13 protein-coding genes are annotated in these 12504 nt (G+C 59.3%); 3 read left to right on the plus strand and 10 right to left on the minus strand.

The features are described from left to right. Nucleotides 1-73 precede the first annotated feature (73 nt). From CFBP6623_RS11980 to graD, 6 genes are read right to left on the minus strand one after another with little or no spacing between them, the layout of a single operon-like run. A complete protein-coding gene (locus tag CFBP6623_RS11980; RefSeq protein ID WP_046801574.1) occupies nt 74-409 on the minus strand; it encodes a YciI family protein in 336 nt (111 codons plus the stop codon). After that, complete coding sequence (graB, locus tag CFBP6623_RS11985; RefSeq protein ID WP_046801575.1) at nt 406-1296, minus strand: hydroxyquinol 1,2-dioxygenase; 891 nt, start codon at nt 1294-1296, stop codon at nt 406-408. The genes CFBP6623_RS11980 and graB overlap by 4 nt, the downstream gene beginning before the upstream one ends. A 12-nt stretch (nt 1297-1308) precedes the next feature. After that, on the minus strand, nt 1309-2364 hold the full coding sequence (locus tag CFBP6623_RS11990; RefSeq protein ID WP_046801576.1) for a maleylacetate reductase: 1056 nt from the start codon (nt 2362-2364) through the stop codon (nt 1309-1311). 3 nt (nt 2365-2367) lie between these two features. Continuing rightward, nucleotides 2368-3351 carry a gamma-resorcylate decarboxylase gene (gene tsdA / locus CFBP6623_RS11995; protein ID WP_046801613.1) on the minus strand — a complete coding sequence of 328 codons (984 nt, stop codon included), beginning with the start codon at nt 3349-3351 and terminating at the stop codon, nt 2368-2370. Nucleotides 3352-3409: 58 nt separating this feature from the next. Next, entirely contained in the window at nt 3410-4639 is a 1230-nt protein-coding gene (gene graA / locus CFBP6623_RS12000) for an FADH(2)-dependent resorcinol hydroxylase oxygenase component (protein WP_046801577.1), read from the minus strand. A gap of 51 nt (nt 4640-4690) precedes the next feature. Beyond that, nucleotides 4691-5230 (minus strand): FADH(2)-dependent resorcinol hydroxylase reductase component, encoded by a 540-nt coding sequence (graD, locus tag CFBP6623_RS12005; protein WP_046801578.1) that lies wholly within the window; start codon nt 5228-5230, stop codon nt 4691-4693. Nucleotides 5231-5436: 206 nt separating this feature from the next. Here graD and CFBP6623_RS12010 point away from each other — a divergent pair, with 206 nt between their 5' ends. Next, nucleotides 5437-5868, plus strand: a complete 432-nt coding sequence (locus CFBP6623_RS12010) for a MarR family winged helix-turn-helix transcriptional regulator (RefSeq protein ID WP_046801579.1) — start codon at nt 5437-5439, stop codon at nt 5866-5868. Nucleotides 5869-5967: 99 nt separating this feature from the next. Beyond that, a complete protein-coding gene (locus CFBP6623_RS12015) occupies nt 5968-6357 on the plus strand; it encodes a hypothetical protein (protein ID WP_046801614.1) in 390 nt (129 codons plus the stop codon). A gap of 126 nt (nt 6358-6483) precedes the next feature. On the opposite strand, the gene CFBP6623_RS12020 is transcribed toward CFBP6623_RS12015, so the two are convergent. From CFBP6623_RS12020 to CFBP6623_RS12035, 4 genes are all read right to left on the minus strand, one after another. After that, on the minus strand, nt 6484-7110 hold the full coding sequence (locus tag CFBP6623_RS12020; protein ID WP_046801615.1) for an outer membrane protein: 627 nt from the start codon (nt 7108-7110) through the stop codon (nt 6484-6486). A 266-nt stretch (nt 7111-7376) separates the two neighbouring features. Next, nucleotides 7377-8774, minus strand: a complete 1398-nt coding sequence (locus CFBP6623_RS12025; protein WP_175415496.1) for a sensor histidine kinase — start codon at nt 8772-8774, stop codon at nt 7377-7379. 35 nt (nt 8775-8809) lie between these two features. After that, nucleotides 8810-9484 (minus strand): response regulator transcription factor, encoded by a 675-nt coding sequence (locus CFBP6623_RS12030; protein WP_046801581.1) that lies wholly within the window; start codon nt 9482-9484, stop codon nt 8810-8812. Nucleotides 9485-9680: 196 nt separating this feature from the next. Next, nucleotides 9681-10319: a TetR/AcrR family transcriptional regulator gene (locus tag CFBP6623_RS12035; RefSeq protein WP_046801582.1), complete on the minus strand. Its 639-nt coding sequence runs from the start codon at nt 10317-10319 to the stop codon at nt 9681-9683. Nucleotides 10320-10461: 142 nt separating this feature from the next. Between CFBP6623_RS12035 and CFBP6623_RS12040 the strand changes: the two genes are divergently transcribed. Next, nucleotides 10462-12498, plus strand: a complete 2037-nt coding sequence (locus CFBP6623_RS12040; protein WP_046801583.1) for an NADH:flavin oxidoreductase — start codon at nt 10462-10464, stop codon at nt 12496-12498. Nucleotides 12499-12504 lie beyond the last annotated feature (6 nt).

The raw sequence follows: 12504 nt of genomic DNA on the forward strand, positions 1-12504 counted from the left end.
ATTAAGCATTGCATTTGCAAAAATTGCAAATGCAATATTGATCATTATCAGGTCCCACGACCCGACAGAAATGTCAGCCAGGCTTCAGTCCAGGAAACCTCGACAGTGTCGGTGTCCAGCGCAGAATATGAACGCGCTTATAGACACCGTGAATGACAAATGGATCGGCATCGCTGAAGGCAATCATATCTTCAACGCAACGGGCTTCGGCAATGACGAGTGCGGCGGATGACCCGCCGTTTTCCGCCTGCAAGGGGCCGGATGCCAGAATCCTGAACCCCAAGGGCGCGGTCTCCTCGCTGCGCAAATAGGCCTTGTGAGCGTCCATCTGCATCGTCCGCTGTTCCACGGCGGCGGGGTCGCTTTCGGCAAAACGCACATAAAGTCCTGTCTGGTTGCCGCCGCTCATCGGGCCAGCACGAAGTCGTGGTTCACCGACCAGAACCAGTCGCCGATGAAACCCAGTTTCCGAGCCTTTTCCGCATCCTCCACCCGCTGGAAATCGGCCAGCAGGCTCTCCTTCACGCCGAACACCGCATCCGAACGGATATAGGGATCATCAGGATCGAAAATATGCGTGACGAGCGCGGTAAACCCTTCTGCCGAAACGATATAATGCAGATGCGCCGGCCGGTAGGGGTGGCGTCCCATGGCCCGCAGCAATCGCCCGACCGGGCCGTCATCCGGGATCGGATAATATTTCGGCTTCGTCGCCCGGAACCAGTAGCGCCCGTCCTCGCCGGTGACGAAAACACCCCGCAGATTGAAATCGGGCTGAATGCCCTTCTGCTGCACGTCGTAAAAACCTTCGTCATTGGCCTGCCAGACATCAATGCGCGCGCCGGCAACCGGTGCGCCTTCGGTATCGAGAATACGGCCGGTCACGACCATGTCCTCGCCCTTGCCATCGAGGCAGATATTGGCGCCCATCGGCATTTCCGGTGCGTCAGCCACATGGAAAGGCCCGAGAACGGTGGATTCCGACGCGCCGCTCGGCTTGCGGTGATTGATCGCGTCAACCAGCATGGAAACGCCGAGAATATCGGAAAACAGGATCCACTCCTGTCGCCATTCATTGCAGATCTGGCCAACCTCGGTGAGAAAATGAATGGCCTTCATCCATTCTTCCTCGGTCGGCTCGATCTCTTTCACCGCCTCGTGCAGCTTGCGCGTCACGACCGCCATGATCTCCTTCAGACGCGGATCGTCACAGTCGCGCATACGGGCAATCACGGTTTCAGCCGAACGCTCCTCAACGAAATAGCCGTCATCGCTGGTCATCTTCGTATCCGTCATGTCTTCCTCCCATCACTCCGGCCGCGCGCCCTCAAAGGCGCGCTGCAACAGGTCGCGGATCGCGGTTTTTTCGATTGGCCGCGGGCACCAATAGGGATTTGCCGTCGCAAGCTCGGCCATGGGGTCGAGATCGCCAAGCTGCAGCCCAAGAGCGGCGAGGCTCGATGGCGCGCCAAGTCGGGCGGCAAAATCGAAAAGCCCGGCCCCGGCCTTGCCACCGACAAGTGCGGCAAGCGGCGCGAGCAGATCCGGCACCGCCTGTTCCACATAGGCGACGGTGTGCGGCAAAAGCACCGCGTGGGTTTCCGCATGTGGCAGATCGAGACTTCCACCCAGCGTGTGGCAAAGCTTGTGATGCAGCGACATGCCGACGGCGCCTAGCACCGTGCCGCACAGCCATGCGCCATAAAGTGCCGTTTCGCGCGCCGCGATATTCTTTGGCTCGGCCTTCACACGGGCAAGCGCTTCGACCATTGCCCGCAATCCCTCGACTGCCATCAGGCTGGCGATAGGGTTTCGGTCCTGGGCATAAAGCGCCTCGGCCGCATGGGCCATGGCGTTCAGCCCGCTCGTCATGCTGATGGCCACAGGCAGCCCGAGCGTCAGTTCCGCATCATAGATCACCACTTCGGGCAGGATTTCCGGGCCGCGCATGGTGGTCTTAACCCCATTTTCCGTCTGGCCAAGTATGGGCGTCGCCTCGGAACCGGCATAGGTGGTCGGAATGACGATCTGCGCCGCATCGGTGCGCAACGCAATGGCCTTGCCGAGACCGGTGGTCGAGCCGCCGCCCAGCGCCACGACACAATCCGCATTGGCGGCGCGGTAGTCTTCGACCGCCCTTTTCGTCACCTCAACCGGCGTGTGCATGGCGGCCTCCGAGAAGACACCGACCGCAAGACGACCGAGCCGGGCGGCCAGCACTTCCGCATCACCCTTCTGCTGTGGTGTGGAGAGCACCAGCGCCCGCGACAGGCCAAGGCGGCGGATCTCCTCCGCCACCCCCACTGAGCTGCCCACGCCGAAAACGATGCGGGCCGGCGCTGCCATGTAGACGAAGGGCTGCATGGCTCAGGCCCCGTCGAGCTTGAACAGGCGGCGCGCATTGGTGCGGCCGATCTTCACCCGGTCGGCTTCCGCGATGCTCGTGGCGTTGAACCAGTCCGACGCATGGTCGATGTTTTCAAACGGCCAGTCGGTGGAAAACAGGATGCGGTCGGCCCCAACCTCAAGAATTGCGTCGATCAAGGTCTGAGTCCGGAAATTACCCGAGGTGGTGATGTGGAAATTCTCGTTGAAATAATCCACGAAACGGCGCTTGGCCGGATAGCGCGGCGGCAGCTTCACCCAGGCATTGCGGTGGTCGATACGCCACATCATGTAGGGCAGCCCCTCGCCCATATGACCGAGAATGATGTTGAGGCGCGGATGTTCGTCAAACAGGCCCGACGCCATGAGGCGCAGTGCGTGTACCGCCGTTTCCTGCGCAAAGGCCCATGTGGGGCCAAGCAGCCAGGGATGGCCGTCATAGATGCGCGAATCCTGCGGCAGCGGATTGCGCGGATGCAGGTAGAACGGCACGCCCAGCTTCTCGACCTCTCCCCAGAACGGACGATATTGCGGCAGGTCGTAATAAAGCGGCGTCTGGCCGTCACCCTCCTGGCTGAAACCATTGACGAGCGCGCCGACGAAACCGAGGTCGTTGACGCAGCGCCGAAGTTCCTCGGTCGCCGCATCCGGGTCCTGCAAAGGCAGGGCGGCGAAGCCAAGGAAACGATCCGGCCGCTTGGCGCATTCTTCGGCAAGCACGTCATTGGCGCGCCGCGCAATCTCGATCGCCTTCTTTTTATCGGGAATAGCCTGCACAGCCGGCGCATTCAGCGACAGGATCATGGTTTCGATACCATGCGCATCCATCAGCTTCAGGCGCGTATCCTGAATGTCGAGCAGGCGGTGTTGCAGCTCCTTCCAGTAATCGCCGGGTACGAAACCGGCCGAATCCTGAAGTGTTTCAGGAATTGCGAAATGCTCCTCGAGAGCGACCTTGCCTTGCATGTTGTTTCCTCCGAAATCGCTGTTCATGTGCCGCCGGCCAGACGTTCCATACCGGCGGTCAATATTGGCCCTTGGGTTCCAGCCCGAGCATGCTCTGGCCGATCATGGTTCCCACGGCATCCCAGTTCATGCTGATGTGGCGGCCAACCGCATTGGCATCGCGCCAGGCCCGCTGTACGGGATTGGCAAGATCAAGCCCGACGCCGCCGGTGGAGTCGTTCAGCGCCTGCACGGCGCGTAGTGCCAGAGACACCGCAAAGGCCTGCCCACGACGGCTCAAAAGGCGGTCATCCACCGTGAATTCCGCCCGGCCTTCGATCCGGGCCTGTGCCAGCACCTGTGAACGGACAACATCGCGCAGCAGGATTTCGCAGGCGGCGTCGACGCTCGCCGCCGCTTCGGCAACGCGCAGCTGAATGGTCGGAAATTCCGCCATACGGTTATTGCCACCGGCCACCGCACCCCGTGTCACCCGGCCGCCGACATGATCGACATAAGCGGCAAGCGCGCCCTTGGCCGCGCCGACGCCGGCCGCCGCAAGACAGGAAGGAATGCCGGTCAAAAGCGGCATGTTGAACAGGCCTTCCTCGGCATAATATTGCCCGCCGGGCGTCTTGCCGCTGGTGGCATCCGGAAAGGTGAGAACCCGATGTTTGGGAACGAAGACATCATCGAGAACCAGTGTCTTGGAGCCCGTGCCGGCCAGCCCCACCACATGCCAGGTGTCTTCAATGACATAGTCGCTGGCGGGAACGAGAAGGAACGCGGGAACCGGCCTGCCCTCACCCTGCGGCGGCAGAATGGCGGCACAGAGAGACCATTGCGCATTTTCGCAACCCGAGGCGAAGGCCCATTTGCCGCTGAGGCGATAACCGCCTTCAGCCACATCAGCCATTTTCACCGGGGCGTAGGAACCACACAGCAGCGCGTCAGGGTTTTCACCCCAGACATCGGCCTGCGCCTCTTCCGGAAACATCGCAAGCAGCCATTGATGCGCGGAAAGCAGACCGGCAACCCAGCCGGTTGACGCACAGGCGGCCGAAAGCTCGATATTGGCCTCGACCAGTTCAGCGAATTCACCGCCCTTTCCTCCGAAGGCGCTGGGTTTGACGATATCGAAATAACCGATACCACGCAGCGCCTCGATATGGCTGGCGGGCACGCGTCGCGCCTCTTCCGTCTGGCGGGCGCTCGCCCGGAAAAGATCGGCTATCTCGGCAACGCGACCCGTCAGGCGGACACGCGGGGTCGTCTGCGCCGGCTGTGGCGCATGGCTCATATCGTTCATGATTGTCTCCTTCCGGAAGTGAGTTGGCCGGGAATTATCTGGCCGGAAATATCAGGCCGGCAAGCCAGCCGGACTTGCGGCGCAATATTGGGCATTTTCGTAAAGCAGCGGCCGTGTTGTCTCGCTGACATCAGCCGAAACCACCTGCCCGATGAACACGGTATGCGTTCCATAGGGCATCGCCGCCACCCGGCGGCAGGCGATGGCCGCATGGGCCGTGGGCAAATAAAGGACGCCGTTTTCGTGGCGCTGCCAGTCACCATTACCGAAGCGCTCCTCCGGCGACACCTTGCCGCTGAAGGCATCCGAGAGCGCGGTCTGATCCTGTGTCAGCACGTTGACGATGAAATCCGGCCGGCACAGCAGCAATTCATGCAGCAAGGTGCGGTTGTTCAAGCAAACCAGAAGAGAGGGCGGCTCCATCGAGACCGAAGTGACAGCGGTCACGGTCATGCCGTGATCACGCTGATCGCCGGAAGCACAGGCAGTAATAACCGTCACGGTTGCCGGAAAACGGCGCATCGTCGTGCGAAAAGTCTGGCCGACGCCTTCCGGTGCAAGGTTGCTCAGGCCGAACAGTGCTGATGTCATGAGATCCTCCCAAATCCTGCATTCCTATTTATTTGCGTTTGCAACATTTGTCAATGCAAATGTTTTTTGTCATTTCAGGCAACGAGACAGCCTCGCATTCCCCGGTCTTCTGGAGCGAAGCTATTGAAACGGATGAATTGTGCCGGTACAGCCGATAGGCACACATCAGCATCTGCGCAGATGGTTCTCAAACGGGGATTTGCTTCGTGTCTTATCAGTTCACCGACTCGGTACCCTACCTGCTCAACTGGGTGGGCGTTCGGCTTGGCGAGCGTTTTTCCCTGCGACTGGCCTCCTATGACATCACTCTGCCGATGTATCGCGTACTGGCGACACTGAGACAGCAGGAGAGCAAGACGCTGACCGAGCTTTCGGACATGGTGTCGGTGGAGATTTCCACGCTGTCCCGGCTGGTGGGGCTGATGGTCCGGCGCAACCTCGTCAGCCGCGAGCGACCGGCCGACAATGCCCGCATCGTGCGCATCACGCTGACGGCAAAAGGCAAGGAATTGGCTGACGAACTGATGCCCATCGCGGCCATGTTCGAAAAAACCGCGATCGAGGGTCTCGATCCCAATGAGGTAAAACTTTTCAAAAGCATCCTGCGGCATATCGGCCGCAATATTGCCGGCCTCTGACACCCGCTCCCCGCTCGCCTTACGATCTTTACGTGCAATGTACTTGCAATGACCGGTTCCTATCCCTGCGAAAATCCACCGCAGCTGAAAGGAATTCCCATGTCCGACAGATCGTCATTTGCAGTCCCGGCAGCGATCATCCTCATCGCCGCCGTATCGGCCGTGCTCACCGCCTGCGCCTCGACGGTCATGAAAGGCTATATTGGCGCGCCTATCACCAGCGTTATGCTGGACTACGGACCGCCGGACAATATTTACAGCATGGGTCCTGGCCAGCAGGCTTACCAGTGGCGGAAGAACAAGACACAGGTCGTTGCCGGATCATCCAGCGGTGAAGTGCGGTCGACCCGGCATGGCGAGCGTTACGAAGTATCGGAGACGCCGGGTTATGTCGAACGCATCAATTGTTTCTATACATTCTACACCCGCAGTTCCGGGAGCGAATGGTATGTGACGAGCTTCCGGCAGCCTTCGCTCGAATGCGAATGATGGTTTCGGGATTTCATATCCCCCGGCCCTGCCCGTTTCGCGCCATGCATTGTTTTACCGCCGCTCCCAAGCTGAAAGCGGCGGTATTCTTTTGAAATCTCCCTGGAATCAGTCATCGGATCGGTCTCAGAAACGATAGTTCAGGCCGGCTTTGATGACATGATCGGTCACATCGGTTTTTGACCGCCCGCTGGAAGTCGTCGTGCTGACATTTCCGGTGCTCACATAATTATACTCAAACTTGGCCGACAGACCGCCGCCAAAGCTCTGTTCCAGACCTGCTCCCAGCAGATAACCCTGTTTCCAGCCATCGGGACCGTTAACGCCATTCGTATCCTTGAATTTCGTCGTGGTCAGGCCGGCTGTGCCGTAAACGAGGGTGCGGTCGAGCGCGACACCGGCCTTCAGCTTGGCTGCACCCCGGAAGCGCTCTCTCAACCGGCCGTTCGGCACGCGTGCTTCATTTCCAAGATAGGAACCTTCCAGTTCCGCACCGACAACACCGGAGCCGAACTGGAAATTATAGCCGGCCTGTACACCACCCGTCAGACCCCGGCCGCTCGCCAGCGGATTGAATTTTGGGGAGGCGATGCCGCCATGAGCACCGACATAAGCCCCGCCCCAGGAAAAGGCCGGCGGATTGGCATAGTCGTATTGCTGCGCGTTATAGTTGGTAAGATCAGCCGAATAGGCACTGGTTGCCACCATGACGGCAGCCGTTACGGTGACAAGCGATTTTGCGATGAACGACATGAATGACTCCAGGTGAAACCGATGCGCCATGCTTTGACGGCTGCAGGGTTTCCGTTCGCGTTGAAGAACCGGAAACCGGCTCCCGTTGATCTCCTGTGCGGATGGGCTCAGCAGATACGGACATTTTCCCCACGAGAATTACGTCTGGATTGCATGAAACGAATTTGTTGAAAAATAATTCAGTAATTTAATATAGTTAAATGAAATTCCTTAACTGAATTGTAAGGAATTTCCCCATGCCGGCGCAGCCTGATGCCTGATATTTTTTAGACAGCGGTAACAGCCTTATCTCGCAAAATTATCGATCGAATTTCCAGCCGAACGCCAAAGCCGGGGTCAAGGTCGAGGAACTGAACCCGGCCGCCATGAAGCTCCGCCGCTCTCTGGACCAGGTTGAGACCCAGACCGGCACCGGAAGAGTTCGTATTGATGCGATGGAACGGTTCAAATACCTGCTCCCGTTCCGCAACGGGTATGCCCGGCCCCTCGTCGCAGACATCTATGGTTCCCGCTGCGCCAATCCGGATGACGATTGCACCGTCGCCGCCGCCATGATCGATGGCATTGCGAATGAGGTTGACGACCGCCATCTCGATGATCGAGGTCTGAACCGTGAAGAGAGCCTTTCCTTCGCTCGGTTCGAAATCGAACTCATAACCGGCATCCATCGCAATCGGCGCAAGATCGGTCGCGATACGTTCGACGAGAACGTTCAGATCCTGCTCTTCGGCAGGCAGCTCCACCGCGCCCACCGCCTGCATTTCGAGAAGCTGATGCGCGACGCGGGTGAGGCGGTCGATATCCGCTCGCAGCTGCCGGCTCAGCGCGTCATCGGGCAAAAGATCGGCGCGAATGCGCGCAATCGCGATCGGCGTCCTCAGTTCATGGGCGGCATCGGCCAAAAAGCGGTTGCGGCGATTATAGCCCTCGTCCAGTTTCGAGAGCGCAACGTTGAAGGCATCCACCAGCGGAATGATTTCATTGGGCACCTTCGAACGATCGATCCGGGCGGACCGGTTCTCGAAATTGATCGATTGTGCCTGGGCGACCGTTTCCATGAGGCCGCTCAGCGAACGGCCAACCGCACGGGGCGTCACCAGCAATGTCGCAATACCCGTCAGCAGCAGCATGGGCACGACGGCGACAAGGATGATGAAACCGACACCGGGCAGTACTGTCAGCCAGCGAATGGCGCCATTGGCATCCTTTTCCAGATCCAGCTGTACATTGATCCAGAGACTGATGCCGTCATTCGGGAAGCCTTTTTCCGTCCCGGCAGTGAACTGCAGCCGCCCGGCCGGTGTATCGCGGTTTTCCATGGTGGCGCGGACTGTTTCCCCCGCCTCCAGACGCGCCCTCTCGATGCTCCGGGGAAACACCGCCGCCAGGGCAGGCGCCGGGATATCCCCATATTGCAGGACGATTTCGTCGGCGTCCCGCACCACAAACCAGAAATCAGGATAGCGCTGTTTCAGCGCTTCCAGATCGGGCGTAGCCGACACCTGTGCCCGGCCCTGCCCATCCTTTGTCACGCTTTCCGCAATGATGCGAACAGCCTCTTCATTGGCACCCTCCAGTCGCGGATCGATGATCCAGATCCAGCCGATGAGAAGGACGACGAAGAGAACGAGAAAAAAAGCCTGCAGCGCGAAAAGGCGTTTCATCAGCCCCCATCGCAGGGATCGGTTGCGCTCCGGCCTCATGTCTTTGCCCGAATGAGATAACCGATGTTGCGCACGGCTCTTATTTCCACCGCCGCTTCGGCCTGGGCCAGCTTCTTGCGAATGCGCGAAATATGCGCATCAAGCGCATTGGACTCGATCTCATCGTCGAGCTTATAAACAGACTCGATCAGGCTGGACCGTGTCACGATGCGGTTCGGACGCCGCATCAGGGCTTCGAGCGCCAGATATTCCCGGCGCCGCAACTCGAGGATGGAACCGGCAACGCTGACCTCATTGCTTTTCGGATCGATACTGAGATTTCCGAAGCTCGTATATTTGTCGGAAATCGAAGGGCTGCGCCTGTGAAGGGCTCTGAGGCGGGCAAGCAGTTCCTCGATTGCGAAAGGCTTGGCGAGATAATCGTCCGCCCCCGCATCCAGCCCATCGACCCGGTGATCGACGCTTCCAAGCGCCGTCAGAACCAAAATCGGCACGGAATGTTTCCGGCGGCGAAGCGACGATACGAGGCTCAGCCCCTCGCCATCGGGCAGGCGGCGATCCAGAACCAGCACATCGTAGGAGCCATCACGCGCAAGGGCATCGGCATCGCTGATGGTGCTGACATGATCGGCAAGCACATCACGCCGGCGCAGGGCTTCGAGCAGCGCACGCGCCATTTCGGGTTCATCCTCAAGAAGCAGGATTCGCAATGACTTTCCCCCAAAGATGAGCTCTTGCCATCCCCACCACTGTTCGGTGAATGTTGCAGGTAGATTGCAGGCGGCCGGCCCTTCTTCTTGTACCACCCCAACCGACATAATCCGACTGGCATCGCAGGTGTTTTGGCGACACCACTTATTGCCGTACCGTGGGTCGTCCGGGCATGTCGTGATCAGGAAACGGGCGTCAGGCCTCGGGGTTTGGCCTGTATCCATGCCTGGCATAAAAGCGGTCAAGCTCACGCTGCTGCGGCACCTCACCGGTGTAGATCGCGATATAGTCCGCAATCCTTCTCATCCGCACTGCCACATCTTCCTCGACCTGCATGGAAATGTAACCGATCTGCACGAGATAAGTGGTGCGGGCGCGCACATCCGCCATGTTCTCAGGGTGGCCGAAACGCATGAACATGCGCGAAAGCGCTTCCATTCTCATCTGGTCGGCCTTGCGAACCTCGGCAAGAATATCAGCAGACTGCAATGCCCAGCTTCGCACCGCGAATTCGAATTTGCTGTCGAAAAGCGAGGAATCCAGCCAGCAATCGAAAACATTCAGCATCGCCTCGGCCAGGGTTTCCGCATAGGCCTCCGATTGCCTGAGGATACTTCCCGTATTCTTCTCGCGCCAACGGGATAACAGCGCCGCCAGCAATTCCTCCCGGTCCTTGAAGAACCAGTAGAAGCTGGTGCGTGAGAGATTGAGCTTTTTCGCCAGAGGCAGGATCTTGACGGAATCCACCCCGGATTCCAGCAGTGCCTCGTAGGCGGCCTCAAGCCAACCTTCCTGCGATCCACGCCAACCGGTTTCGTTCAATGTCGCTTCCATGACAATTGCGTAGCAAATCAGTCCCTGCGCGACAAGGCAAAGCGTACACTCTTGTCGAACTCATAAACACCAGTGTTTTCTTAATTGACACATATGTACATTTTCTCTTAGCCTTGTCTCACACCCGTTTTGGAGCAGGCACATGTCGAACGATCCCCTTCTTCAGCCCTATCAGCTCAAGCATCTGACGCTGCGCAACCGCATCATCGTCACCTCCCACGAACCCGCCTACCCTGAAGACGGCATGCCGAAAGGGCGCTACCGCGCCTATACCGTCGAACGGGCCAGGGGCGGCGTGGCGCTGACGATGACGGCAGGCTCGGCCGCCGTATCGAAAGACAGCCCGCCCGTTTTCAACAATCTCTTGGCCTACAAAGATGAAATCGTCCCGTGGATCCGGGAAATGACCGACGCCGTGCATGAGGCCGGTTCGGCGATCATGATCCAGCTGACGCATCTTGGCCGCCGCACCCGTTGGGACAAGGGCGACTGGCTGCCGGTCCTCGCGCCATCGCACCAGCGGGAAGCGGCGCACCGCGCCTTTCCGAAGAAGATCGAGGACTGGGATATCGAGCGCATCATCAAGGATTTCGCCGATGCTGCCGAACGAATGAAGGCGGGCGGCATGGATGGGGTGGAACTGGAAGCCTATGGCCACCTCATCGACCAGTTCGTCTCACCGCTGACCAACGAGCTTGACGGCCCCTATGGCGGCTCGCTTGAAAACCGCATGCGCTTCTGTCTCGACGTCTTCAAGGCGATGCGCCAACGCGTCGGCGACGATTTTATCCTCGGGGTTCGTTATACCGCCGATGAATGTCTCGAGAACGGCACCGGCAAGGCGGAAGGCATCGAAATCTCCAGACGGCTGAAGGAGAGCGGCCTGATCGACTATCTCAACGTCATCAGGGGACATATCGACACCGATCCCGGCCTGACCGACGTCATCCCCATTCAGGGCATGGCGAGCGCGCCGCATCTTGATTTCGCAGGCGAAATCCGCGCGGCGACCAGCTTCCCCGTCTTCCATGCCGCCAAAATTCAGGATGTCGCCACCGCCCGGCATGCGATTGCCGCCGGCAAGGTCGACATGATCGGCATGACCCGCGCCCACATGACCGATCCGCATATCGTCCGCAAGATCATGGAAAAACAGGAGGAGGACATCCGCCCCTGCGTCGGCGCCAATTATTGTCTTGATCGCATTTATCAAGGCGGCCTCGCCTTCTGCATTCACAATGCGGCAACCGGCCGCGAGGAAACCATGCCACATGAAATCACCAGGGCTGAGAAAAGCCTGAAGGTGGTGATCGTCGGCGCGGGGCCGGCAGGTCTCGAAGCCGCACGGGTCTGTGCGGAACGTGGCCATACGGTCATGGTCTTCGAGGCCGCCAGCGACGCCGGCGGCCAGGTCCGCCTGACTGCACAGAGCGAACGCCGCCGCGAAATGATCGGCATCATCGACTGGCGCATGAGCCAGTGCGAGAAGCTCGGCGTCATCTTCCATTTCAACAGCTGGGCGGAGGCGGATACGGTTGTCGCCGAAAAACCCGACGTGGTGATTATCGCTACCGGCGGACTGCCACATACCGAGGTGCTTTCGAAGGGCAACGAGCTGGTCGTCTCCGCATGGGATATCATTTCCGGCGACGTCAAGCCGGGCGCCAATGTTCTCGTCTATGATGATGCCGGCGACCACACCGGGCTTCAGGCCGCCGAATTCATCGCCAAGGCGGGTGGCAAGGTCGAGATCATGACGCCGGATCGCTCTTTCGCCCCGGAAGTCATGGCCATGAATCTCGTACCCTATATGCGTTCGCTGCAGAAACACGACACGACATTCAGCGTCACCTACCGGCTGGAGGCAGCGGAAAGAAGCGGCAACCAGATCATCGCCCATGTCGGCAGCGATTATGGCGGCGTTTCGAAACAGCGGATCGTCGACCAGATCGTCGTCAATCACGGCACAATCCCGCTGGACGAACTTTATTTCGAGCTCAAGCCCGGCTCGAAGAACCTCGGCGAAATATCCTACGACGCGCTCATTGCGGGCGCGGCCCAGACCGTCGAGCGTAATCCGGCCGGCGCCTACCGGCTGTTCCGAATCGGCGATGCGGTTGCAGCGCGCAACACCCATGCAGCAATCTACGACGCGCTGCGCCTCGCAAAGGACATCTGAAAGAGA

The sequence above is a fragment of the Agrobacterium tumefaciens genome, assembly GCF_005221385.1.
GTDB classification, from domain to species: Bacteria; Pseudomonadota; Alphaproteobacteria; order Rhizobiales; family Rhizobiaceae; genus Agrobacterium; species Agrobacterium tomkonis.

Coding starts and splice junctions, on each gene's coding strand:
- graA (WP_046801577.1), bottom strand. CDS start 4,639: ATGAACGATATGAGCCATGCGCCACAGCCGGCGCAGACGACCCCGCGT.
- CFBP6623_RS12015 (WP_046801614.1), top strand. CDS start 5,968: ATGTCCGACAGATCGTCATTTGCAGTCCCGGCAGCGATCATCCTCATC.
- CFBP6623_RS12040 (WP_046801583.1), top strand. CDS start 10,462: ATGTCGAACGATCCCCTTCTTCAGCCCTATCAGCTCAAGCATCTGACG.
- graD (WP_046801578.1), bottom strand. CDS start 5,230: ATGACATCAGCACTGTTCGGCCTGAGCAACCTTGCACCGGAAGGCGTC.
- CFBP6623_RS11980 (WP_046801574.1), bottom strand. CDS start 409: ATGAGCGGCGGCAACCAGACAGGACTTTATGTGCGTTTTGCCGAAAGC.
- graB (WP_046801575.1), bottom strand. CDS start 1,296: ATGACGGATACGAAGATGACCAGCGATGACGGCTATTTCGTTGAGGAG.
- CFBP6623_RS12025 (WP_175415496.1), bottom strand. CDS start 8,774: ATGAAACGCCTTTTCGCGCTGCAGGCTTTTTTTCTCGTTCTCTTCGTC.
- tsdA (WP_046801613.1), bottom strand. CDS start 3,351: ATGCAAGGCAAGGTCGCTCTCGAGGAGCATTTCGCAATTCCTGAAACA.
- CFBP6623_RS11990 (WP_046801576.1), bottom strand. CDS start 2,364: ATGCAGCCCTTCGTCTACATGGCAGCGCCGGCCCGCATCGTTTTCGGC.
- CFBP6623_RS12020 (WP_046801615.1), bottom strand. CDS start 7,110: ATGTCGTTCATCGCAAAATCGCTTGTCACCGTAACGGCTGCCGTCATG.
- CFBP6623_RS12035 (WP_046801582.1), bottom strand. CDS start 10,319: ATGGAAGCGACATTGAACGAAACCGGTTGGCGTGGATCGCAGGAAGGT.